Below are 24,203 nucleotides of genomic sequence, written 5' to 3'. Positions count from 1 at the left end.
CCACTTAATTTTTCCTTAAGATTTGCTAAATGTTTGATTACCCTACCCGTTCTGATCGGAGGCTCATATGCTGACATTCCTCGTTATGCTTGCGGCCGCCCTGTTTGCAGGGGCCCGGCTGCTGACATTCGTCTATTACAAAAAACATGATAAAACGCTCGCTCAGATCGACGGTGAGCTTAAAGCCCGTTTCGATCATCCCGGTCTCCCGGACAACAGCACGATGTCTTGAAGCAGACTGATTTCTCGAAAGGAGGGGACCCATGAACCCCAAAAAACCCGTACGCTTCAATAAGACGCTTCGAACGGCCTATTTGTTTCAACGCTTGCGCCAATGCTCGCGCTGCGGCGCCTATACGTGCCTGGAGCCTGAAGAGTGCCCCGGCTGCGGCGCCCAGGGCTCCTGGCTGACGCTCCCGGAGCCTGCCGAAGCTGCGGCCCGTCAACGCGGTTATACGGATATGATCGTGATCGGCATCCTGGCCGCAGCAGGCGTTCTGGTGGCCCGCAGCTTCGCCGAGATGGCGGCTGCACTGGCCGCGGGACTCGTCCTGATCGCGTTGTACGCCAAAATCCGTCAAACGTATCAGCCCTATATCCTTAGACGTACGCTATCCCGCCTACTCCTGCAAGAGCATGAAAAAATTCGACTCGGTTTGCTGCAGGATATCGACAAAGCCGAAACCGCACTGAAGGCCGAGGACTTCAAATCAGCCTATGAAAAATTCCGGGAAATCGGATATTTCATCCTCGACAATCCGATCCGGCTGCTTAAGCTGATGTGTCTGCGCCGGTTCATCCTGCGCAGCGACATGGAGCTTGAGCTGACGACGCTTATCCCGGACCGGTTCGACACGGACTTCACCGCCTATCTGCTGGAGATCGGGCGGATCAAGCCCGGGCTGATCGAGCGGCCGACCCTCGATTATGTCGTTAAGCATCGCAGCGAGATTGAGCGGCTGCCTTACGGAGCAGAAGTGCTGACGGCGGCGGCGGGGGCAGCGCTGCGCATCCGAAGCCATCTGCTGCTGTACCGCGGGCTTGTGCTCGATTATATCGATCTGCTGCCGGACGAGCGGCTCCAGCGGCTTCAGCTGCTCGCCGCCGAGCTGGCCGCGGATCATCCGGGACTGCTCGAGCGCGTCCAGCAGGCGGCAAGCCGCCGCTCCGGCGGAGCTGTGCCGGCCTTCGGGACGAACGGTCCCGGTGCTCCGCAGGAAGAACAACCGGATGCCTCGCATGAGAATGACCCACATTTTGATCAAAGGCGGGAACGCTTGTGAGTGGTTTTACGTATCAACGTGCGTACCGTTTCAGGAAGGCTGCCTCCGCCCTTCTCGCCGTCACGGTCGTCGCAGCGGGCTGGAAAACCTATGAAGCGGCGCAAACCGCGCGTGCCTTTAACCAGGCTCAAGCTCTGCATGCGGCCGGTCAATTGCCTGAGGCCGAGGCGCTCTATACGAAGGCCGGGTCGATATCCGGCTTCGACTACCGCAGAGCGGAGATAGCGGCTGCACTCGAACAGCTGCGGCCGGTCGTCCATTTGATGAGAACCGTGACCGGCCTGTCGGAAGCCGTCGCCGCCGCCTCCGCATCCGGGGACGTTGCCGCGCTGACGAAGGTCCATACCGAGCTGCAGGCAGCTCAAGAGAGCATCGGCCGATCGGGAGCGGACCATAAGGAACGGTTCGACGCAGCCATGAAGGAGGCCGGTGTGGAAGCAAAGCTGGGAGAAGCCTTCTCAGCCGCCCGCAAGGCGGCCGAGACGAAGATCGCCGGCGCCAAGGCTGCAGAGGATACCAGCGCAGCCGCGGCCGAGCTCATCCTGATTCCGTCCGTTTACTATGGAGGAGACGCTGCCAAGCTCAAAGCGGTCAATGCACGGCTGCAGACGCGCGATACCGCCAGGCTCGATGCCCTGGCCAGGACGAAGCCCTACCTGGAGGTTTGGAAGCTGGGCGATGAGCTGAGGCAGTTCTACGAGCGCCAGGGCTGGGAAGCGGCTTGGGTCGCTCCCAAGCTGGAGAAGCTGGCGCTAGGCACGCTCTCCATCGTGGAGAAGCAGGATCTGGAGAAGTTTCTGGAGGCGGCTCGGCAATTGACGGGCTACAAGTCTTGGGCCGGCCCCGGAAGCAAAATCGAAGCGTATATCGATTCCATCATCACGGCCCGGCTGAAGAAGGCGGACGCCCTGTCCGCAAGCGGCAAGCATGAGGAGGCTGTCGCCCTGTACCGGACTATCGGCGGCTACCGGGACACCTCCAAGGAGCTGCAGGCCGCCGAGCAGCGCCAGCTCGCCGGCGATCCGCAAAGGCTGCTGACGGCGGCGGGCGCCAGCGGCAAGCTGACCCTTGTAACGGCACTCAAGCCCGCGAGCGGACTTCCGCAGGCAGCGGCGCTCGACGCAACAGGGACGAAGCTGCTGCTGGCTCAGCTGTCCGCGGACGGAAGCCCGAGCTTGCACGAGGCTGTGCTGGACCCGGCCGTCAAAAAAGGCTCCATCCGCTACTCCGACCTGACGGGACCAGGCGGCGACAAGCTGCTTCTGGTCGAGGCCGCCTCCACCCGTCGCAGCGCCAGGTACATGCTGCTGCTGGTCGGAGAACAAGGCGCGCCGCAGCTAGTTCTGGACGTGGAAGCCGACGCGCTCTCTTCGAGCGGCAAAGGCGAGTTGACCGCCACGCGGCCATGGATTGCCTCAGACAGACAGGTCCCGGACGATCAGCCGATGCGCGGGCATTACAAGTTCGACCGGGAGCGGTATGTGCTGATCCGCACCGAGGGGGTTCCCGCCGAGCCGGACGAGGAGCTCAGCGAGCAGAGCGGTCCGGGCGCGGCCGCCAGGCCCGGCGGCACGGCTGCGCCGCAGACCGGCGGCTCCACACCGGGTGGGGGGACCCGCCCGAAGGCGCAGCAGCCCGGGGCGGAGAAGCCCGGAACGGAGAAGCCGGCTGCGCCCGCCTCAAGCTCCACCGCGGACCAGCCGGCGGCCGAGCGGCGAATCCCTCAAGCTCCATAGACAAAAAGGGAATCCTGATCAGCCTGCGTATAAGCCGATGGATTCCCCCAGTTTGGTAACATGATGCGATCTGCCGTCCGACGATAGCAGTTCAGCAGCGGCCCGCGCTCTTCCTGAATTCAAGCGCCCAGCGGATCGATACGCTTTTCAGCACGCCGGGCCTTTCGGAGGGATCCATCTGCATAAAAGCTTCGTGGGTCCACAGCTGCAGCAGAGCTTTCTTGGCAGCGCGAGCCGCCATTTCCTCGCTGCGCAAAATCATCAGGCATATCGTATAGCAGTCGCTCTCATGCTCTCTTAAAATGGACAATTGGTTATCCAAATTCATGCCGGCTTCCCTCTTCTCCTCGAACCTTTAAACGTCCGTTCATCCGTACAGTCCTTGAAGCCATTGTAGGATGAGGAAAACAATGTTGTGTAGTACTAACTTTATCTAGTACCCTTCCGCACATTTGCTTAGGAGGTCATTATGCAAAGCTGGATTACAACGTTCATGGAACAGTACGGCTACGCCGGAATCCTGTTCATGATCGCTCTTGAAAATGTGTTCCCGCCGATCCCGTCGGAAGTCGTGCTCACGTTCGGCGGCTTTATGACGACCACATCCGAGCTGACGATAGCCGGCGTCGTCGCCGCTTCTACCGCCGGCTCCGTCCTTGGCGCCATCATCTTGTATGCGATCGGCCGGATACTCGATGTGGAGCGATTGGAGAAAATCGTGGACCGCTGGGGCGGCTGGCTCCGTATCACCAAAGCCGACATCCGCAAGGCGGATGCCTGGTTCGATAAGTACGGATACTGGACGGTCCTGTTCTGCCGGATGATTCCGTTGATCCGCAGCCTAATCTCGATTCCCGCCGGCATGTCCGGAATGAATGTTTGGATGTTTCTGTTGTTCACCACCATCGGTACGTTCATCTGGAATGTCGTGCTTGTATCCGTCGGCGCGGCTGTCGGCGATTCCTGGGAACAAATCGTACACACGATGGATGTATACTCCAATGTCGCGTATGCGCTGATCGCTCTGGGATTGCTGGCCGTCGTCTACCTCTTATTGCGCCGGAGACGGACGGCCAAGCCTCGGAAATAGCGTTGACGTCGACGCACCTGGGTCGGAAATTCTGAATTCGGACTTTGTCGGAGGCTCGCATGTCTATACATAACGGCTAATGTCCAGGCCGCCCGCTCCCTCCTAACGCGATGCGCATAACCTAAAGCAAACGAAGCGGAGGGGCAGGTGATCGGACGTGATCAAGTTCGAGCACATCATCAAGGTGCTGGCCGAGGACAAGGACATGAAGAAGATGTTCAAGGATATGGAACGGCTCGAGAAGGAAATGACATCGCTGCACAAAAGCATGAAGGCTTTGATCAACAAGCAGAAGCTTTCGTGAATGCAGGCGTTCTTCGCAGCGACTGACCGGATCCGGCCGATGAGCTTCGGTTGATGCCGGGGCAGTCCCGCGCGCCTGCTGCAGCTCAGGCCCGTTCCCAATCGGGCAGATCGGGAATGGGCCATACATAAGCTTCCTCTCCGTTTCGTTCGATCGGGAAGTGCGCCAGCTGGACGAATGGAGCAGAAACCGATAGGATAAAGATTGAAGTGCTTGCTCACCCTGCAACTTGCGGGCTGGAGCCGGGCATAACCAATGTACAAAGGGGAATGATTGCATATGCCATATCTGGCGAATACGAATCGATACGATACGATGCAATACCGCCGCACCGGCCACAGCGGTCTGAAGCTGCCCGCGGTCTCGCTTGGACTCTGGCATAACTTCGGCGGGGTTGACGTTTACGAACGCGCGCGCGAGCTGGTGCTCCGCGCCTTCGATCTCGGCATTACCCATCTGGATCTGGCTAACAACTACGGGCCGCCCCCAGGGAGCGCGGAAGAAAATTTCGGCCGCATGCTTCGCGAGGATCTGCGCCCTTACCGGGATGAGCTCATCATCTCTACCAAAGCAGGCTATCTCATGTGGCCGGGCCCTTATGGCGATTGGGGTTCCAAGAAGTATCTGGTCTCGAGCCTCGATCAAAGCCTGAAGCGGATGGGACTCGACTACGTCGATATTTTCTACCACCACCGTCCCGATCCGAACACGCCGCTGGAAGAAACGATGGCGGCGCTTGACCTGATCGTCCGTCAAGGCAAGGCGCTGTATGTGGGTCTCTCCAACTACAAGCCGCAGGAAACCCGTGAAGCCGCGGCGATTCTGAAGCGTCTGGGCACGCCCTGCCTCATTCATCAGCCAAGCTACTCCATGCTCAATCGCTGGATAGAGGACGGACTGCAGGACGTGCTGGATGAAGAGGGCATCGGCTCCATCGTGTTCTCGCCCCTGCAGAAGGGGATATTGACCGACCGTTACCTGAACGGAATCCCCAAGGACTCCCGTGCGGCCGGACAGAGCGTCTTCCTGAAGCCTGAGGATTTGACGGACGAGCTGCTTGCCAAGGTTGCCAAGCTTAACGAACTTGCTTCTGCCCGCGGACAGAAGCTGTCACAGATGGCCGTTGCCTGGATTCTCCGGGGCGGACGCGTGACATCGGCTCTGATCGGCGCCAGCAAAGTGAGTCAGATCGAGGATGCGGTCGGCGCGCTGGCGAACCTTGACTTCACCGATCAGGAGCTGGCCGATATCGAAGCGGTGCTTCAGAGCTAATAAGCTAAGTAGAGCGATCCTAAAGTAATAAATGGGGGTTACGGTTAACGGCATGTCCGTTACATGTTTCATCGAGCCCAAAACTGCTTCTAAGAGGCCGCCACGAGGCTGTCGATTCATTGTGGACGGCAGCGCAGTTAAGTAAAGGCTGATCGTAACGGACACCACAGTCGCTATTACACAAAAATGGGGCCTGTTCAAATTGTAACGGACACAGACGACCTTACTTACGTCAAAACCGCATAGAATGGGCAGAAATGCACCAAACAGCGTCATCTGAGTCCGTTAGATTTTCAATATCGCGAAAATGCTGCAAATAGAGACTCTGAGGTCCGTTAACGAAAGCAGAACGTTTCAACTCGGTTACTCACAATGAATCGACAACCTCCTCCATGTCCGTTAGCCGATCCCGATACCCATGCAGGTATCGGGGACAAGTAACCGTTGCTTTGGAAACGCGTTTTACTAGTGAACCATCGATATTCCGCCGGCCTGAGCCTTCACTCCGTTCGCCGGCTGGACAGCAAAACGAGCCCTGGAAGCCATTCCAAGGGCTCGTTTCGTTTGCTCATCTTTCCATTCTATAATCAGCGACTCGTCTCTTCCTCACTCACAACGCAACCGTCCCTGGATTCCACAAGCTTCACGGACACATCGTCCTCCTCCATCCGAAGCACGGTGAGGGTCTGGGTTCGTCCGTCCTTAAGCCTCACTTCCACGGTGTCGGCATCCGTTGCAGTCACGGCAGCGATCCGGCTCTCCGACTCGAACGGCTCCACGACCGTTGTAAACCTTCCCGTCCGCCCTCTCGTACGAACGCCATAGGTCATTCTCCGCTGCGCCTCGTCGCCCGGGAACGCATCGGCCCCGATCAGGCCGACGAACCTCACCGCGCCAAGCTCCGACACATCCAGCCGGATGATGCCTTCCCGTTCATGATCGGCGGGGCTTGTCGGGATCGCCCGGGCATACTCATTCCCCACAATCGTGACGCGCCCGCCCTCGTAATCCCTGCCGATGCCATGGCCCGGATCGATATTCTCGTAGTCCAGCGCGAGATTGCTGAGCTCCAGCCTCGTACCGTCCGCCGTCAAGAGATAAGCTTCTCCCCAGAACAAGCCCTGCTTGGTCCGCTGCGGGTACTTCTGCTCGTTATAAATCGGGTGGTTGGTCACCCGCAAAGTAAGCGTCCGGACTCCGTCCAGCGCGATGTCCACCTTTCCTTCACCCAGCAGCCAGGCGCCGAACTCCCCTTGCGCCCTTATCTCCCCGTCCGTCTCGACGCGGTAGGAGAGCGGTATCGTATACCCATGATACTCGGCCGCCCGGCCGATAACATGGGCAGCTTCTTGCGGCCAAGCCGTATGGACATCGAGCTTGAGCAGGCCAGGCTCATTATGCGCCGTCCGGTTGCCTCGCATATCCTCGCCCTCCTCCTCCCCGAAGACGGTCACGAAGCTTGCCACGGAGGAGCCTGACGCCTCATACCAGCTGCAATCCGTTATGAATTGGGCATCGGATAGCGAGTTTTCCGTCCATTGGCTCGTATGTCGGATATAGCGGACCGACTCCCCCTTCAAGCCCTGGAAGCCTTTGATCTGGAACAACCGGTCATATTGATGCTCCTTCTCCCCTTGCACGAAGTCGAACAGCACGACATAATCGTCGGTTACCGCCATTACCCGGCGCTGCCTAACCGGCTCCGTGAAGTCGGACAGCTCCCCATACGGCGGCGCATCGGGCACCTGGGGCAGCCAGCTTGCGTTCATCCGGCAGCGCTCCTCCAGCGTCTCCCCGTCTCGGTAGACCATCCCCCCATAGGGCGGATAAGACCATGGGGAGACCGTCTCGATGGCCGCGGCCTGGAGCGACTTGCCGCTATAGAACAGCAGCCGCCTGGAATCGCTCGGAACCTGCAGCTTTTCATCGACGACAACCATATTTTTAGTCATGGAATTTTGGACGTAGAACTTGTACATAAAATGCCCGTAGCCCCACCAGACATGCTCCGGATTATAAAAGCTGCGGCCGTAGCGCATCAGCGACAACAGCCCTGTCCGGTCGAAATGCCCGTGCGCATAACCGTGGGAGCCGTAGCGGATGACCGCCTGAATCTGCTCCTTCTGCTCCCTGCCCTCGGTCTGGCTCCGCAGCATGGCGATCCCGACATTGTCGGCATACGCGTTCCGGCTCACATAGGCGGATTCGACTTCCGGAAGCTCCCCGTGTCCGAAGATCGGATCGGCATGGCTGTTCTGCCGGATCACCGGAATATAAGCCGGGTCCTTGTAATAATGATAGGCCAGATCGAAGGTCGAGCCGAAGTGCACGCCCTCCAGTTTCCTCTCGTCCGAGTCGCTGATGCCGAACATCACCCCCCGATAATCGAGAAAGGGAATGGTGGCGTCGAACATATCCTTGATGCACACGTAGCCTTTCTGCCGTCCTCCCCACTTTTTGTTCACCATGCCGAATCTCACTTTCGCGTCAGCCCCGCCATAAGTGCTGTTCACTTCGTCGTTAAAGGGAATGCGGAAATGCGTATGCAGCAGGTTATAGCCGAAAGGAAGCAGCGCATGCGCGGTATGGATGTACATCGAGGATACCCAAGTGTTGTACCCGACCGAGCATTCATACCACCACCCGTCGCTGAACAGGCCGCATTTCAGCTGCTCGATCGAGCCCCCGATGCCGAAAACAAAGCGCTTTGCCCGCTCCATATCCTGCAGCGCCAGCGCGCAGTAAACGGCTCCGGTAATTTCCGAGAGCAGCCAGTTGGAGATATGACCCTGCTGCAGATGGTGGTCGAGAATATCCATGTAGATCCGGAAGGTACGCTCGACCGCCTGATGGTCTTCCGTCGTAAGTACGCCCGCGTTAAAAATGATGTCATAAGGAATCGCCAGGTGCTGGAAGAAATGCCCTTCCTGGACATAGCTCTGACTGCAGCCCTTCTTCTTCCGCGGATATCCGGTCGCCTCATCGCAGAAATGCCGCAGAAACCGGGCGACCTTCTCCGCATACTCCAACTCCCCGGTAAGCGCATAGGCGTAGGCCGCAGACATGATGTTATGCTCTTCATGGGTATCATAGCAGTAATCCCGCTCTCCGACCGGCACGGGCGGCCTGACTTCCCAGCCATCGGCGGCGGCCAGGATCGCCTCGAAGCCGGGCTTGAACTTCGGATAAGCGTCAATCTTCTCGCGGGTCTCCTTCCACTTCCGTTCATCGTGATAAATATACGGATGCGGAAGCGCCCGCAGCGTGATGCAGGCTGCTTGAACCGCGCAGTCGCTTCGTCCGTTCGGGATAAAGCTAAGAGCTGTCTCTTCATGTCCTCCGGCTACCATGCCGTCATGCACCTTCACGGTGACGGTGACCTCACGGCTTCCATCAGCTTCGAGAACAAAGCCCGCCGGATGAATAACCGGATGCAGCGATTCCCAGCCATAGATCCGGGGCTTTACATTCACATGCTGCTTGACCGGGGTGCAATTATGCACCGTCATCGTGTAGACGACCTCTTCGCCGAGCTCCCCCGCTTTCCCCAGAACATTCGTCTCTACATAGAGGACATCCCCTCTTTGCAGACTGGCGAAGGCCAGTTCCGCCTCCCCTTGCAGCTCAAAGCTCTTGAGGAGCCTCCAAATATTCCCTTTAGACCCTTCGATCTCGAAATCAGACAGCTTCAGCTTGACCTCGTGATCACCCGCCCCTGCCAAGGAGATCACGGCATCTACACTCCGGTTGTCGATAAAACGGGCTTTAACCCGAATATCCGCTGTCTCCTTCTGCAGTTGCAGACCAAGCCTCAAGCCGAACCAACCCATCGCATCCAGCGCGCCGTCATGACCACGCTCGAAGCCGATCGGGTACCAGCCTGCCGAGTTCTCTGGCTCCGGATACTCCAGCCTGAGTCCCTTCTGCAGCGAATAGCCGGCCCCCGACTTGTCACCATTTACGATCCATTCATCCAATAGATGGATTCCCGTTTTCATAAGCCATTCCTCCGTTGTTCTCTATTTTTCCGCAGCGGAAAAAACCGGTTGGAGCCTTCCTGCCTCCCCAACCGGTTGGATTCTAGCCGTTATTTGCCGCCTTTATCCAGATAAGCCTGCACCTGCTTCTGCAGCTCGGCCCGGATCTTATCCAGACCAAGCGGCTTCAGCTCGCTGTTGAGCTTCACAGCCTGTGCCTCCCAGTCCTTCATCTGCCCGGCCTTCAAAATTTGCACAAAAGGCTCTGCCTTCGAGTTGATATTGGCGAATTCGGATTTCACTTGGGTGTTGTCAAACGTAAATTTACCGAGAACTGCTGTATAGTACGTTTCCGGCTTCGCCGAGTACTCGTAGTATTTCTTTACATTCTCATCGAGATCGGATGCCAGACGAATCATGGACGGGTTCCAGGTCAGCTCGTAGCCAGGGAAGGTATAGTTTTTGGATTCATCCAGCAGCTTGATCTGGTTGTCGCCAACCGCCTCCCAGTGCTTGCCGGGAATTCCATGCTCGAACAGGTCATGGTTCTCGCGGCTGCTGAACAGCCAGTCGAAAAACTTCATCGTTCGGTCGACATTCTTGGAAGTGACCGGGATGGCGACCGAATTGTTGGCCTTGTAATTCGTGCTGATCGCCTTATCCTTCATATCGCGCATGTTGGCGCGGAAGACGAAAAATTCAAGATCTGCGCTCGGGATCGTTTCCTTGAGCTTCTTGCGGTCGGCCGCATATGTGGATAGCGTCCCGTGATAAGAAGCGGCTTTACCGGACATAAAGTACGCCTTCGAGTCCTTCTGGCTCAGCACATCCTTCTCCAGATATTTGCTCCAATCCGCCCACCGGTCATATTGGGCGAACGCCGTTTTCATCGAATTGAACGGAGCCGGCAGCTTGGCCCATTCCGAAGCCGGATCGCCCAATACGACGACATCCTTCACCGTCTTCAGATCATCCGAAAGATGGACGACATAGGGAATGCCGCTGATCAGGATGGGACGGACAGTATCCGTTTCCGGAGTGTCGCTGGCCAGAATATCCTGATACCCGCTTGCGCCTCTTAGCGCGAGCGGAGTTACCCCCTTCTCCTGCTCCAATACCTTGTCATAGAAAGCCTGCAGTTCCTCGTAGCTGCTGATCGGCTTCATTCCGTATTTTTCACGAAGATCCTTCCGCAGCATTACCACTTGGATATCATAGAAATATTGGGTGAACGGAATGGTATAGATATGTCCGTCATCCCATTTGTTCGATTCTACAAACTCCGGCGTGAACGCTTTCTTTAATCCCGGGTAAGCGTCATTGTTATAGTACTTATCCAGTTGGACATACGCTCCCTGCGGGATCAGCTCCTTCAGGTTCATGAAAGCGGCGTCAAAAACAAAATCCATTTCTTCGCCCGCCGCCATCATCAGCTTCACCTTCTGCTTATGATCGCCGCCCGGGTTCCATTGAATGTTGAGCTTGGTATTCAAGGTTCCCTGCGTACGCTTCTCAAATTCCTCCAGCACCACCGGCAGATCCTTCGGCTGATCGCCGAATAGCATCCCCTTTAAGGTAACCGGGAGCAGGCTTTTACCTGCGTCCCCTCCCGCTGCCGGAACCGCTTCCTCCTTGCCGCTAGTGCTGCATGCCACTGTGGTCCCCATAACGGCCAGGGCTAACATGGCTGTTGTCCATCGTTTTGCTTTCATAAATCGATTTCCTCCCTTTTTGTTTTCCTGTTTGTACCACATATATACCAAACCGCGAGAAGATGCGGATTCAGCCTTTGACCGAGCCTACCATCAGGCCCTTGACGAAATACTTTTGCAGGAACGGATACAAGAAAATGATCGGACCGATGGTCACAATGGTCGTCGCCAGACGGACGGACATCGCCGGTGGAATAAAGTTCGGGATGGACACATCCGCGGCCAGCTGGTTGACGTAATCCAGATTGTTCATGATGCGCTGGATCAAATATTGCAGCGGAAACAAATCCTTGTTGCTGATATACAGCAGGGCGTCAAACCATTTATTCCAGTAGCCGAGCGCGTAGAACAGACCGATCGTAGCGAGCGCAGGCAAAGAAACAGGCAAAATGATGCGAAATAAGATATAAGCATCGTTGGCTCCGTCGATTTTGGCCGACTCGGCCAGCGATTCGTCGATCGAAGCGAAGAAATTCCGCAGCAGAAACATATTCCAGGCGCTAATCATACTGGGAATGATCAGCACCCAGATCGAATCCTTCATGCCCAGGTACTTGGAGATCAGCAGGTAGCTGGCGACGAGCCCGCCATGAAACAGCATCGTAAAATACACATAAAAAGCGATGCTGTTCCGGTATTTCACTGATTTGACCGAGATGGCGTAGGAAAGGGCGCTCGTGAAAATCATGGACAGCGTCGTGCCGACCAATGTAATGAATATGGTAACGCCATAGGATTTGTAAATCGTATTGTCCTGGAAAATGAGCTTGTAGGCATCCAGACTGAATTCCTTAGGGAACAAGGTGTATCCGTCACGCAGCAGCGACGCTTCGCTCGAGAATGAGCTGGCAACGACCGCCCAGAACGGAATAAGGCAGTAGATCGAAAACACGGTCAGTATGAGATAGAACGAACCTTTCAACAGTTTGTCCGGCAAGCTTTCCCTGATCATGACAAGCTCCTTTCTAGTAGAGGTTGGCCGAGCCTAGAAGATGGCCGAGTCCGGCGCCGTTTTCCTCGCGATGTAATTGACCGTCAGGACGAGCAGGAACCCGACCAGCGATTGCAGGAAGCCGATAGCCGCCGACATGCTGATATCCCCCAGATCCAGCAGCGAGCGGAACACATAGGTGTCGATAACGTCAGTGGTCGGATACAGCGCCGGGTTGCGGCCGATGATCGCGTAGATGAGTCCGAAGTCGCCGTTAAAGATGCCCCCGACGGCCAGAATAGTAAGCAGGATAACCGTCGGCTTCAATAACGGAAGCGTGATAAACCGGATTTTCTGCCAGCGGCTTGCGCCGTCCATCGAGGCGGATTCATACACCTCCGGATTGATCCCCGCGATCGTGGCCATATAGACGATGGCGCCGAAGCCTGCGCCATGCCATATTTTCAGCAGCACCAGAATGGTCGGCCAATACTCAGGGGAGCTCAGGAAGGTGATCGGTTCCCAACCCAGCCCGGCTAAAAACTGGTTGATAAATCCTCCCTCCGTAGCGACGAAGGCTGTAATGAACATGGCTACGACAGTCCAGGACAGGAAATGCGGGAAGATCATGATGGACTGGGTGATCTTCTTGAACCATTTCCCGGTAAGCTCCGTCACCATGATGGCGATGGCTATGGAAGCAAGGGTGCCGAAGGTAATGAATAAGACGTTCAGATACACGGTATTGAACACAATTTTGATCCAGTCGCTGGACTTGAAGAAAAACTGGAAGTTTTTAAGTCCGACAAACTCACTGCCGGTAATTCCTTTCATGGCCTTAAAGTCCTGGAACGCAATGACGATCCCGCCCATCGGCAAATAAGCGAATACGAAAAACCACAGGACGCCGGGCAAGGCCAGCGCATATAAAAATTTGTTGCGTAGCAGCTCATGAATAAATGAACCGAAAGCCCCCCGCTGCTTCTTAACCGCCTTGTTCGCATACGGAGAGGACCCGATAACCGTATCCCTCAATTGTGTCTCCTCCTCAAGCTTTGGAATGTGCTGCTGCTCATGCCTAAACCTTATCCGACCTGCTGCCTGCGAAAAAGAGCATATTCCGTGCAAAAGCAACGTTTCGTACCGGATAAAAGCTATAAAAAATGACCAATTTCTTTATTTCGTGGCGATTCAGGCTTGCGAACCGCCCGTTTCATACGATTTCCGGTAGTGATCCGGCGTTTTACCGATATGCTTCTTGAAGGAAACATAGAAGTAATTCGTATTATCGAAGCCGACCATCTCCCCGATTCTGTTCGCCGGAAGATCAGTAGTCGTCAGCAGCTCCCTGGCTTTAGCAAACCGGTACTCGCTCAAATAGACCGTGATGGAGCTGCCGGTGATTTCCTTGAACACTTTTCTCATATAATTGGTCGATAACCCGCCCACTTCGACCAAGGTCTCCACCGTCAGATTGGAATCCACGTAGTGCTCATGGATATAGTGCTTAACCTTATCCACGATCAGCCGGTTTTTCTGGGAAGCTTGATGCTCCCGTAACGACATGGCCATTGCGCACAGCTCTTTGTACCACGCTTCGATCTGCTCCAGCGTCTCCCATTGATAAAGCTGCTGGCCGAGATATTCGATATCCAGCGGCATCTCGTCGCTCTCCGCGGCCATGGTCTTGGCTGCCCGGGCGGTGGCGATAAGCAGCTGGGTGAGCAGGAGCATCATTTCGTCATACGGGGCGTTGCTAAGCGCAGCCATATATTCCGTGATGACCGCTTCCGTCTTGTCCCTGTCCCCCAGCTTCAGCTGATCGATGATCTGCTTCTCCATCGTCAAATATTGAGCATCCGTAAGCGATTCTCTGGACTCCCTTACGTCAGCCTGGATCAAACATCCCTTGCCCAGGGCGATGCGGTACCGGGAGCCTGCATAAGCCGCATGCCAGGATTCGGAAATCCGCGGCATCCCGCTCACGGGAATGCCCATGGCAGCAGATACGGACAGCTTGAGAAACTGGGCGACATGCGCCTGAATATCCGCCAGCAGGTCGTGGATGTGCGGCATGAAAGCCTGCGCATCCTCCGGCAGATTCGCTATGAACGTGATCGCATCTCCCTCATCCTCGAAGCTGGCAACTTGTATCCCTCTGCTGCTTCCCAGCTCTTCCGCAATATTGGATATCGCATACTTCAGCAGAGAAATATCGGCTTGACTATAGAGCTCCGACAGCTCCTTGTACGCATCCAGACGAAACAGGCTTACGATAAATTGAGGGTGAGGGAAGCTGATCCCGGCATTCCCCAGCTTGCGCGCCATCTCCTGCTCGCCCGCCCAGCCCCCTCGGGTGAGCAACCTCAGTGCCTGAAGCCGCTCCGTCGATTGATAGCTGGCTACACTGAACTGGAGATCGTGAATTTTATTTTGCAGATAATGAAAGGTGCCGCTCAGCTTATCCATCTCCGAGACGGCCTCCTGCTCCCCGCTGTCGGGCGAGGATTTGCGGACATGGACGAGCAGACGCTGAATCGGACCGTAGATCATCCGGGTAAAAAAAGCGCCTGAGGCGGCGACGATGATCAGCATGATTGCCGTCACCCATAAGATGTAGCTCTTCATCTCGTTAACCTTGTCGAGGAGCAGGTCGTAATTGACGGTACCGATGAATATCCACCCCAGGCTCTCCGATTTAATATAAGACACGTGGGAGGTTTTGCCGTCGATGGTCGCCTGGAGATTCCCCTTTTGTTCTTTGGCTGCCAGAATTTCCTCCACATAGGGTTCATTCGATACATTCGTGTTGATTCTTTGGCCATCGGTATGGGAAATAATCGTTCCCTGGCTGTTCAGGATCATGGATTGGAAGGAGGCGCTGCCTACGCCATTCATAACGGTGCTCTGCAGCACATCCTGATCGAGATTCAGCACCATGGCGCCGCTCGTGGATTTCTCCTCCCGGACGTTCGAGTACAGGATGGAGATCAGATTCTGTTCGTACGTCCGTCCGTCGACTTGGAACTTGGCGTATCTGGGTATGAAAATACCGGCGTGATGCGGCTGCAGGCTGTCGAGCAGGCTTAACATGTTAGCGTCGTAAAACTCGCCGAAGGAACGAACGGTCGACAATGAGGAAAATACCAGCTTCTTCTTGGGATTGATCAGGTAAACCGAATGAACCAGCGGATTCGAGTTGGCCAGCTCGGTTAACCGGCTTCCGATCCGCCACATATCGAGGGTCGAAAATTCATCGCCGTAAAACCCGAGCTGGATGTCGGCCGTATGAAACGCGCTCGCATAATTGATGTAAGTGGAATTCAGCAAGATTTGCGCTGCGTTATAGGATTGCTCGATCGCCCGGTCCGTAGAGCTATTGATTTCAAGCGTCAGCTTGCTGGATACTTTATTCGTAATCATGAACGTCAGCGCCCCCAACACCAGCAGACCGACGAAGAGATAGGATAAAATAATACGGATCAAGAAGTTTTTTTTCAGTAGAAATGCCCGGATCGAACTCATGTGAATCCTCCTGTCTTCATAAATCAAACAAAACGTTACCTTAGTCATTGTCTACTACACGCCACGGTCTCGGGTACATCACATTCCCCTCACTATCATCGATCAAGCATCAGGGACAACTTTAAATTTTGAAGAATGGTTTGAAATGTAATCATAGCAAAGCCTGGTTCTCCTCTGTATGAAGGATTTTTAGACCGAACTGCGTTTTTTTAAGATAAACGCCAAAAAACCGTCCACCCTATCGTGAACGGAATTTTTGGCAACGGTTTCTATGCCGTTTTATTTATCCGGCAGTCCGGCTAGCAGCTTTCTTCCCTGATCACTTTCCCTTGCAGCATCTCCTGCACCCGAATGCCTACTCCGCTTCCGTCCCCGTCCAGGCCTTCGAGGAACCAATGCTGGACCCTTCCGTCTTTCAGCGTGACGGAAACCTTCTCGTAAGATGGGGCTTCTATCCGCTCGATAGCGGAGGCTCCCTCATGCAGCTCGAGTACCGTCAAGAAGCGGGCTTGCTTGCCTTCGGCGCGGAGACTGACTGTCTTCCTCCGGGCCGGCTCAAGGCCTAGCGGATAATCTCCCCCGATGACCGCTTCGAAGGCTGCCGCATCGACGCCCGTCAAGTCGACGATCGCTTCCGCATACCGTTCCTGATCCGTCGGTTCAAATGGCTCGGCTAGCGGGTAAAGCTCTCCCTGCAGATGAACGGGCCCTCCGTAGTAGTCCACGCCTACCCCATGTCCGCGGTCGACATTATCGTATCTTACCGGCAGAGCGGACAGAGGGAGCTTGCACCCATCCGCCAGCGTGATGTGGGGATCGCCCCAGAATATCGTTTTTTTGGCGCTTCCCTCCGTTTTGACGCGCAGCCTCAGCTCCTTCAAGCCATGAAGCGCAACACGGATGTGCCGCTTGCCGAGCGTCCATGCCCCGAACCGCCCTTCCTCCAGCACGTATCCGTCCCCCAGCACCTCATAGAACAGCCGCTTATTGACGCGATCCGCTTCCGGATACCAGCCGGTCATGATCCGCTGCTGCGGCGGCCATAGGGCATGCAGGTTCAGCTTCATGCTGCCCGGCTCGCTGTGCAGGCAGTGGCGCCCGTCCCGGTCGTCCCTCTCGCCATCGTAGTCGTGGGAGAAGCGGAGCAGAGCAGGAGCATCGCAGGCGTACCAATCGCAATCCGTAATAAACTGCCCGGCCCCGTAAGGGTCCTGGTTCATCTGCCCGCTATGTCCGAGATGCCGTTTCCCTGCCGCCTCCAAGTCCTCATAGCCTTGGAAATGGTACAGGCAGTCGAATTCATGATGCTGCTCGCCAGATAAAAAGTCAGCCACGACGATGTAATCATCGGTTACGGCGAGAAGCCTCCGCTGCAGAATGGGCTCGGAATATTCACCAATGTCCCCTTGGCTCCTCGGCTTGGCAGGAACAGGCATATCGCGTCCTTCCTGCCAGCTTCGTTCCTCGGGAAAGCTTTCGGGATACGGCGTCTGCCCCCCGTACGGCGGTTCGCTCCAGCGGGCTACCGTCTCCACGACGGATGCCTGAAGCAGCCGGCCCGCATGGAACAACAGGCTTCTCGAATCCTTCGGCTCCTGCATGCGTTGGTCCACGGCGACCATATTGTGAGCCAGAGACGTCTGGACCCACATCTTGAACATAAAGGAACTATAACCGTACCAGGAGGCCATCGGACTGAACGCGCTGCGTCCGTATCTGGACAAGGCTGCAAGCCCGGTACGATCAAAATGCCCGTGATAGCCGCCATGCGAGCCATACTTAAGCACAGCCTGGTACTGAGCTCCCCGAGCAGTCCCGGCCTTCTGGGAGCGCAGCACGGCCAGGCCGATATTGTCCGCCTTCGCCGATGGCAGGCCGGCAGGCTCCGGGGCCTGAGCAGGAAGCTCTCCCACCCCATAGAGAAGGTCGCGACGCTTATTATGGCCCGCTATAGCGGGAATATATCCGGGATCTCTCCAGACATAGTAAGCGAGATCGAACAGATGAACGATATCCTTGTCCGTAGAATCGTTTGTCCCGAACAGAATGCCCCGGTAATCGACAAACGGCAGAATCGCGTCCCACAAGTCCTTTACCGTCCGGAAGTTCCGGCGGACGGGACCGAACTTTTCGAAGGACATGCCGAGAAACGGCTTTTCCCGGGGCATCGACCATGGAGAGAGCATCGCGTTGCGGCAGTAAGAAGGAGGTACATGCCGGTTTTTCAGGTTAAGCCCCCACGGCTCGCAGGCATGCGCCAGGCGGGTAAACATGTCCGCGAACAAAAGCACGTAGTTCGTCGCTCCTTCGAAGTACCAGCCATCGTCCATGACGCCCGTCGCCACCATGTCGGCAAAGCCGCCCGGCCCCTCGAGAAACCGCTGCATCCAGTGCATATCCTGGATCGCCAGGCTGCACAGCAGCGCCCCGACCATACCGCCGGACGGAATATTATTCGTATCGCCATCCGTAATCTTCCAATCGGCCTTCTCCAGAAACAGCCGGAAGGCCGCTTCGATCCGGATATGATCCTCTTCCTCCCAGCCGTCCGCATCGCGCACCAGATCGTATACGGAAGCCGCGTCCAGCATGAACTCGCCCTCATGAATGAACTCGCCCGAGCATACTTTGACGGCCCTTGGGGTGCGCACTTCCCTTTCTTCCCGAGAAGCATAAATATGCAGAACAGGGGCGTCTGTGGCCGGATACCCCGCTGCCGGGTCTGCGAACCTGCGGTAAAATAAGATCACCTTGTCCAGCAGGTCCTTCCGTCCGGTGAGCTTCCACGCTACGCCGGCCGCATGCAAATAAAACCGTTGCCCCAGCTCGAACGCATAGGCTGCGCCCGGGCCCTGCGCCTGGGGAACCGACCATTCCTCGGCTTTCTTGATATAAGCGTCTAATTTTTCTCTAGCCCATTCATATTTCGCCAGCTTCGATCTGACCTCATCCCAGCCAGTCTCCGTATGGAGGATGTAAGGACGCGGAAGCTTTCTCACCGTATACAGGTCGAGCTTCCGGGCTCGGCCCGCGTCTCCGTTCGGCACAGCCTTCACGGTATGCTTCTCATACCCGCCGGGAGCGATGCCTTCATGGACGGACGCCGTCAAGGTAACGGCCCTTGTCTCCCCCGGCTTCAGAAGCAGCCGGTCCGGCTCCAACCGGCAGTCCATGGATTCAAACCCGTACGCCTCCAGGCTGAGTACAACCGCCTGCTCTTCCTTCCCTTCGTTGCTGACTAGCAGCTCGTAGGCGACCGTTTCTCCCGGCTCGGCCGACCGGGACCGTATGGCGGCATACAAGTCCAGCTGTCCCTTCTTAGCCAGCGCGAAGGAGCGGACAGGGATTTCCTCCTGACCGTCTCCGTCCCATACCGTCACCTCGACGCCCACCCTTTGGACCATTCGCCAATAGGCAGACGTCAGCCGCATAGAGTCGAACTGCTCCAACAGCACCTCGACAGGCGTCCAGCCCGTCCCGGCTACCGCGATGGTCGCCGTGGCGCATGGCAAATATTCCGGCCTGCCGATAGCAAGCGGATATATGCGAAAGGTCATCTGGAGCGTTTGTCCCTCCGGTATGCGCACTTCCAGACGGATAGACTCGCGACTCCTCCAGTCCTCGGCCCGATCATACTCAAACACCGCTTCTGTTCCCGCAGGAATGACGGCTGGCTCTGCGCCCTCCACCGGGTTACCGGCAGCCGCAAGCAGTCCCTTCCAGCAAGCAAGGTTTTCGATTGCATTCATCGCCTTCTCATCCCCTTCCCTTCTCCCATCACATGTGAAGTCGGTTCGAGTATAACCCGCAGCCGGGCGGCGGGGACACATTAAAAACTAAAGATATGTTCGATATGTAACGCTATCGGCACGCCAATAGACCTCCGCCTGTGAGCCGAGGTCCTGCCAGCTTGTTCCCTTCATCTGCGTGCATCCGGCCGGGGCCCCAAAACAAAAAAGCGGAACCCATTGTCTAATGCGCTCATGCCGCTGCCTCTTCCGAGGCCATGATACGCGATAGATCATCGCAGTTCCGCTATTTATTTCTAACCTATTCGTCCCTCTTGCTTACCTCTGCCTCTGCCCCGAAGCAAACAGCGCAAGCTTCGCAAACATATCCTCCAGCGTAAATCTCGCATCCACGTCATGATAGACCCGGATCAGCCGTTCGTTCTGATGGTGCACATAATGCATATCCGGCGTAATACGCGGAGCCGGCTTTAGCTCGTAATCATAGGGCTGCTCGTCAAGCAGCAGGCTTACGACCGGGGAGTCCCCCAGGGACCACATCTCCCCCTTGGGAAATCTGCCGGGCGAACGGCCGAGTCTATCGTTGAGCTCGATCATCTGAGTGAACAAATACTCGCCCAGTTCACCGCAAGGCTTCACCTTCAGCGCCAGCTCGGCCAGGCTGACGCGGATTTTGCTGTACACATTGCGCGGCACCTGCCACAGCGGGATCGGCGACGCCATCACCGCGTTGGCGGCATGAATGTCGTTCATCAGGTTATACTCCCACTCGCCCTTCGGCCATGCCCCTCCCCCGATCCAGATCGCAGTCAGCTTATCGGCAATGGCAGGCTCGGCCAAGTAAGCGCTGGCCAGGTCCGTCAGCGGCCCCAGGAAAACGACATACAGCGGAAGCGGATCGTCCGACATCGCCTCCCGGATGATCAGCTGAGCGCCTTCCGATAGGACGGGCGTCTGCTCATCCGGCATGCTGGAGGTCGCCCCCTTCAGCAGCGGAACCTGCCCGGCTTCGCCCATCAGCGACAGCACGCGCTCGCACTCCTCGAAGCTGGCCAGCATGGAATCCGCCACCCGCTCGGTGCCGAAATGCGCGGCGACAATTCCCTTCATTTGGAAGCGCGGGGTCAGCAGAGCATGCGCGATGGCGAATTGATCATCCGCTTCATTTTTGGCATCCGTATTCATGATTACTCGAATCTGCCGGCCAGACGGCACCTCAAATGGCATGTAGGTCGTTCTCATCTCCATTATCCCCCTTGTAAGAGCAACCGTCAGCTCTCCTTGTCGTTACCGCGTCTGCTTCTGGATTAGTTACTGTGCACCGCTTCGGTATTATGCAGCACGGATGCAACTGCACGCCGCCACCCGAGGCAGTAGGCCTCCCGGATTTCCGTCTCCATGACAGGCTCATAAGGACAATACGACGTATGCAGCGCTTCGATCTCGTCGGTCGACGACCAGAAGCCCGCGCCTAGACCGCCCATGTAGACGGCTCCCATCGCCGATAACTCGGCCACGTCGGATTTGACCACCCTGCGGGACAACAGATCCGCCTGAAACTGCATCAGCACCTCATTGCCGCTGGCGCCCCCGTCCGCCCGCAGCTCTTGCAGCGGTACGCCGGACTCGGCTTCGATCAGCTGCACGGCATCGAGCACCTGATAGGCGATGCTCTCAAGAGCGGCGCGAATGATATGCGCCTTGCCCGTCCCGCGATTCATGCCTGTAATCGAGGCTCGCGCGTCCGGGCTCCAATATGGCGCCCCCAGCCCGACGAAAGCCGGCACCAGCACGACTCCCTGGCTGTCCTTCGCCTGCGCCAGCAGCCGGTCCATCTCCTCGTAAGTCTGGAACAAGCCCAGATTGTCGCGGACCCACTTGATGCAATCCCCGGAGGTGCGGATAATCGCCTCAAGCGCATATGTCACTTGCCCCTGGGCCGCCCATGCGATAGCGGTGACGAGCCCCTTGTCCGAGGAGGTCGGCTGATCGCCGATATTCATCATGACGGACGTCCCTGTCCCATAGGTGGCTTTAGCCATCCCGGGCTGAAAGCACTGATTGCCGTAAAGCGCCGCCTGCGAGTCGCCGATCACTCCGGTTATCGGGATCCTGGCGCCGCCGAGCAGCTCAGGGTCTGAGGTATGCCCGAAGCTGGCATCGCAGAACCTTACTTCAGGCAGCAGCGAGGAGGGAACACCGAACAGCTCGCACAGCTCCTGATCCCAGCTCAGCGTATGAATATTATATAAGGAGGTACGGCTTGCATTCGTATAGTCGGTAGCATGGATGCTTCCGCTCGTCAGCTTCCAGAGCAGCCAGCTGTCGATCGTACCTGCTAGGAGGTGGCCTTCGGCCAGCTTTTCCTGAGCATCCGGCGCATGCTTCAGCATCCAGCTCCATTTGGCCGCAGAGAAATACGGGTCGAGCCTCAGTCCCGTTTTGGCTTGAACGTTCCCTTCCCAGCCCGCTTCCCTTAAGCTCTCGCAGGCCTCCGAGGTGCGTTGGCACTGCCAGACGATAGCCTTATACACAGGAAGGCCGGTCACACGGTCCCACATCACGGCCGTCTCGCGCTGATTGGTCAGCGCAAGCGCCGCCAGCTCGCCGGGCTCCGCTCCAGCCGAGCGGAGCGCCTGAGCGGCTGTTCGCTTCACGGCATCGTAAATCTCCATAGGGTCATGCTCGACCCAGCCGGGCTGCGGGTAATGCTGGGCATGCTCGGCCGCTCCCCGGCCGATGACCGTTCCTGCCCGATCGACGACCAGCGCCTTCGTCCCGGAGGTGCTTTGATCGATGACGAGCATATACCGTTTCTCCATCGCGTCCCCCTACCGGCCCAGCAGCTCAAGCCCGAGCCGCTTGATGTTGTCCGCCGTCAGGCCATAGTGGCGGAACACCTCCGCGGTCTTGCCCGCGATGGCCGGCTCATCCGGTATGCCGAGAATCCGCATCGGCACCGGCTTGTGCTGAACGACTACCTCGGCGACCGCCGCCCCAAGTCCCCCATGGATGCTGTGCTCCTCGACCGTGATGATAGCCCGCGTCTCGCTCGCCGCACGTCTTATCGCTTCTTCATCGAGCGGCTTGATCGTATGCATGTTCAATACCCGGGCGGACAAGCCGGCCGACTTTAACGCCTCGTGAGCGTCCAGCGCGACCCGTACCGTCTCACCCGATGCTATAATCGTCAGATCGGCTCCATCGCGCATAGTGACCGCCTTGCCGATCACGAATTCGTAATCATCCGACTCGTATACATCCTCGACCGGATTACGGCCGATCCGGATATAGACGCCGCCCGTATATCCTACCAGCGCTTCCGTCATCCGCTTCGTCTCGTGACGGTCGGCCGGCATCATGACGGCCAGCCCCGGGATCGCCCGCGTCACGGCCAAATCCTGAACGGAGTGATGCGACATGCCTAACGCTCCGTAGCTGACTCCTCCGCTGATGCCGACAAGCTTCACGTTGGTCGCGGAATACGCTACGTCTACCTTGATCTGCTCGATGCTGCGCATACTGAGGAAGCAGGCCGGCGAGGTGACGAAAGGCTTCTTCCCGCTATGTGCCAGCCCCGCCGAGATCCCGACGATATTCTGCTCGGCGATGCCGACTTCGACGAACTGCTCCGGGTAGGCCTTCGCGAAGGGTGCCATTGCCGCCGACCCGCGGGAGTCGCTGGCCAGCACCATAATATCGCGGTCGGTCTTCGCAAGCTCCAGCAGCGTTTCGCAGATGACCTGCCGGTTAGGTATTTTATTCATAGCTGACTCACCGGTCCTTCCTGTTGATAGGCCGCCAGCTTTGCAGACAGCTCCGCCAGCGCCTTCTCCAACTCTTCGTCACTCGGAACATGATGATGCCAATGAGGCACATGTTCAGCAAATGACACGCCCTTGCCCTTAACCGTGCTCGCCATGATCAGCGTAGGCTTGCCGGCAACGGCGGGCGCCGCTTCCAATGCCTCGACGAGCTGCGCGATGTCATTGCCGTCCACGCTGACGACATGCCAGCCGAAGGCGGCCCATTTGTCCTCAAGCGGCTCAAGTCCCATCACATCCTCCGTCGTTCCGCTGATCTGCAGCCGGTTCCGGTCGATAATGCCCACCAGGTTATCCAGCTTGTAGTGGGCTCCGGCCATCGCTGCCTCCCACACCGACCCTTCCGCCTGCTCTCCGTCGCCCATCAGGCAGAACGCGCGATACCCTTTACCGTCCCGCTTGGACGCAAGCGCTATGCCGACGGCTACCGCCAGACCGTGGCCGAGAGCGCCGGTATTCATTTCGACGCCGGGCACCTTGTTGTTCGGATGGCCGATCAGCTTCGTGCCGAACTGGCTGAAAGTAGCCAGCTCCTCCTTCGGGAAAAAGCCGCGGTCCGCCAGGATCGCCCATAACGATTCTACGGAATGGCCTTTGCTTAATACAAACCGATCCCGGTCCTCCGACTTCGGATTTTGAGGATCAATGTTCATAACGCGGTAGTAGAGGGCTGTTAAAATGTCCGTATTGCTAAGGGAGCCTCCGGTGTGGCCGGTCTTGGCTCTGTGAATCATGCGCAGCAGCTCCATCCGGATCTCAACGGCTTTCGCTTGAAGTGCTTTGATCTCCATAAGTCCTCC

17 protein-coding genes are annotated in these 24,203 nt (G+C 57.0%); 6 read left to right on the top strand and 11 right to left on the bottom strand.

The genetic code is table 11. The annotated features are described in order from the left end of the window. The first annotated feature begins 67 nt into the window (after window positions 1-67). The 3 genes from GSF01_RS19500 to GSF01_RS19490 are packed head-to-tail and all read left to right on the top strand — an operon-like array spanning window position 68 to window position 3,019. Window positions 68-232, top strand: a complete 165-nt coding sequence (locus tag GSF01_RS19500; RefSeq protein ID WP_159886963.1) for a hypothetical protein — start codon at window positions 68-70, stop codon at window positions 230-232. Between the two features lie 31 nt (window positions 233-263). Then, window positions 264-1,283, top strand: coding sequence for a hypothetical protein (locus GSF01_RS19495; RefSeq protein WP_159886962.1), 1,020 nt, complete (start codon window positions 264-266; stop codon window positions 1,281-1,283). Next, window positions 1,280-3,019: a hypothetical protein gene (locus GSF01_RS19490; RefSeq protein WP_159886961.1), complete on the top strand. Its 1,740-nt coding sequence runs from the start codon at window positions 1,280-1,282 to the stop codon at window positions 3,017-3,019. Before GSF01_RS19495 ends, GSF01_RS19490 begins: the two co-directional genes overlap by 4 nt. Before the next feature lie 91 nt (window positions 3,020-3,110). On the opposite strand, the gene GSF01_RS19485 is transcribed toward GSF01_RS19490, so the two are convergent. Beyond that, window positions 3,111-3,347, bottom strand: coding sequence for a hypothetical protein (locus tag GSF01_RS19485; protein ID WP_159886960.1), 237 nt, complete (start codon window positions 3,345-3,347; stop codon window positions 3,111-3,113). A 141-nt stretch (window positions 3,348-3,488) separates the two neighbouring features. Here GSF01_RS19485 and GSF01_RS19480 point away from each other — a divergent pair, with 141 nt between their 5' ends. The 3 genes from GSF01_RS19480 to mgrA all read left to right on the top strand — a co-directional run bounded on the left by GSF01_RS19480 (window position 3,489) and on the right by mgrA (window position 5,685). Next, the gene (locus GSF01_RS19480) at window positions 3,489-4,109 is read left to right on the top strand and encodes a DedA family protein (RefSeq protein WP_159886959.1); all 621 of its coding nucleotides are present in this window, start codon (window positions 3,489-3,491) and stop codon (window positions 4,107-4,109) included. Between the two features lie 157 nt (window positions 4,110-4,266). Then, window positions 4,267-4,413 (top strand): hypothetical protein, encoded by a 147-nt coding sequence (locus GSF01_RS29385; RefSeq protein ID WP_201305437.1) that lies wholly within the window; start codon window positions 4,267-4,269, stop codon window positions 4,411-4,413. Window positions 4,414-4,692: 279 nt separating this feature from the next. Beyond that, window positions 4,693-5,685, top strand: a complete 993-nt coding sequence (gene mgrA / locus GSF01_RS19475; protein ID WP_159886958.1) for an L-glyceraldehyde 3-phosphate reductase — start codon at window positions 4,693-4,695, stop codon at window positions 5,683-5,685. A 587-nt stretch (window positions 5,686-6,272) separates the two neighbouring features. On the opposite strand, the gene GSF01_RS19470 is transcribed toward mgrA, so the two are convergent. From GSF01_RS19470 to GSF01_RS19425, 10 genes are all read right to left on the bottom strand, one after another. After that, window positions 6,273-9,683 carry a hypothetical protein gene (locus GSF01_RS19470; RefSeq protein ID WP_159886957.1) on the bottom strand — a complete coding sequence of 1,137 codons (3,411 nt, stop codon included), beginning with the start codon at window positions 9,681-9,683 and terminating at the stop codon, window positions 6,273-6,275. 89 nt (window positions 9,684-9,772) lie between these two features. Further along, a complete protein-coding gene (locus GSF01_RS19465; protein WP_159886956.1) occupies window positions 9,773-11,374 on the bottom strand; it encodes an ABC transporter substrate-binding protein in 1,602 nt (533 codons plus the stop codon). 70 nt (window positions 11,375-11,444) lie between these two features. Next, entirely contained in the window at window positions 11,445-12,326 is an 882-nt protein-coding gene (locus GSF01_RS19460) for a carbohydrate ABC transporter permease (protein WP_159886955.1), read from the bottom strand. A 33-nt stretch (window positions 12,327-12,359) separates the two neighbouring features. Beyond that, window positions 12,360-13,340, bottom strand: a complete 981-nt coding sequence (locus tag GSF01_RS19455) for an ABC transporter permease (RefSeq protein ID WP_159886954.1) — start codon at window positions 13,338-13,340, stop codon at window positions 12,360-12,362. A gap of 156 nt (window positions 13,341-13,496) precedes the next feature. Then, window positions 13,497-15,830 carry a helix-turn-helix domain-containing protein gene (locus tag GSF01_RS19450; RefSeq protein ID WP_159886953.1) on the bottom strand — a complete coding sequence of 778 codons (2,334 nt, stop codon included), beginning with the start codon at window positions 15,828-15,830 and terminating at the stop codon, window positions 13,497-13,499. Between the two features lie 299 nt (window positions 15,831-16,129). Further along, complete coding sequence (locus GSF01_RS19445) at window positions 16,130-19,579, bottom strand: COG1470 family protein (protein WP_159886952.1); 3,450 nt, start codon at window positions 19,577-19,579, stop codon at window positions 16,130-16,132. A 318-nt stretch (window positions 19,580-19,897) separates the two neighbouring features. Continuing rightward, on the bottom strand, window positions 19,898-20,821 hold the full coding sequence (locus GSF01_RS19440; RefSeq protein WP_235941621.1) for a nucleoside hydrolase: 924 nt from the start codon (window positions 20,819-20,821) through the stop codon (window positions 19,898-19,900). 65 nt (window positions 20,822-20,886) lie between these two features. Then, the gene (glpK, locus tag GSF01_RS19435) at window positions 20,887-22,401 is read right to left on the bottom strand and encodes a glycerol kinase GlpK (RefSeq protein WP_159886951.1); all 1,515 of its coding nucleotides are present in this window, start codon (window positions 22,399-22,401) and stop codon (window positions 20,887-20,889) included. 9 nt (window positions 22,402-22,410) lie between these two features. Further along, window positions 22,411-23,346, bottom strand: coding sequence for a transketolase family protein (locus GSF01_RS19430; protein ID WP_159886950.1), 936 nt, complete (start codon window positions 23,344-23,346; stop codon window positions 22,411-22,413). Then, window positions 23,343-24,194 carry a transketolase gene (locus GSF01_RS19425; RefSeq protein ID WP_159886949.1) on the bottom strand — a complete coding sequence of 284 codons (852 nt, stop codon included), beginning with the start codon at window positions 24,192-24,194 and terminating at the stop codon, window positions 23,343-23,345. Before GSF01_RS19425 ends, GSF01_RS19430 begins: the two co-directional genes overlap by 4 nt. Window positions 24,195-24,203 lie beyond the last annotated feature (9 nt).

This window comes from Paenibacillus puerhi, assembly GCF_009846885.1.
In the GTDB taxonomy this organism is placed as follows: Bacteria; Bacillota; Bacilli; order Paenibacillales; family NBRC-103111; genus Paenibacillus_G; species Paenibacillus_G puerhi.
This window is presented reverse-complemented; position numbering and strand designations above follow the sequence as displayed.

Coding starts and splice junctions, on each gene's coding strand:
- GSF01_RS19500 (WP_159886963.1), top strand. CDS start 68: ATGCTGACATTCCTCGTTATGCTTGCGGCCGCCCTGTTTGCAGGGGCC.
- GSF01_RS19495 (WP_159886962.1), top strand. CDS start 264: ATGAACCCCAAAAAACCCGTACGCTTCAATAAGACGCTTCGAACGGCC.
- GSF01_RS19485 (WP_159886960.1), bottom strand. CDS start 3,347: ATGAATTTGGATAACCAATTGTCCATTTTAAGAGAGCATGAGAGCGAC.
- GSF01_RS19480 (WP_159886959.1), top strand. CDS start 3,489: ATGCAAAGCTGGATTACAACGTTCATGGAACAGTACGGCTACGCCGGA.
- mgrA (WP_159886958.1), top strand. CDS start 4,693: ATGCCATATCTGGCGAATACGAATCGATACGATACGATGCAATACCGC.
- GSF01_RS19470 (WP_159886957.1), bottom strand. CDS start 9,683: ATGAAAACGGGAATCCATCTATTGGATGAATGGATCGTAAATGGTGAC.
- GSF01_RS19465 (WP_159886956.1), bottom strand. CDS start 11,374: ATGAAAGCAAAACGATGGACAACAGCCATGTTAGCCCTGGCCGTTATG.
- GSF01_RS19460 (WP_159886955.1), bottom strand. CDS start 12,326: ATGATCAGGGAAAGCTTGCCGGACAAACTGTTGAAAGGTTCGTTCTAT.
- GSF01_RS19450 (WP_159886953.1), bottom strand. CDS start 15,830: ATGAGTTCGATCCGGGCATTTCTACTGAAAAAAAACTTCTTGATCCGT.
- GSF01_RS19445 (WP_159886952.1), bottom strand. CDS start 19,579: ATGAATGCAATCGAAAACCTTGCTTGCTGGAAGGGACTGCTTGCGGCT.
- GSF01_RS19440 (WP_235941621.1), bottom strand. CDS start 20,821: ATGAGAACGACCTACATGCCATTTGAGGTGCCGTCTGGCCGGCAGATT.
- glpK (WP_159886951.1), bottom strand. CDS start 22,401: ATGGAGAAACGGTATATGCTCGTCATCGATCAAAGCACCTCCGGGACG.
- GSF01_RS19430 (WP_159886950.1), bottom strand. CDS start 23,346: ATGAATAAAATACCTAACCGGCAGGTCATCTGCGAAACGCTGCTGGAG.
- GSF01_RS19425 (WP_159886949.1), bottom strand. CDS start 24,194: ATGGAGATCAAAGCACTTCAAGCGAAAGCCGTTGAGATCCGGATGGAG.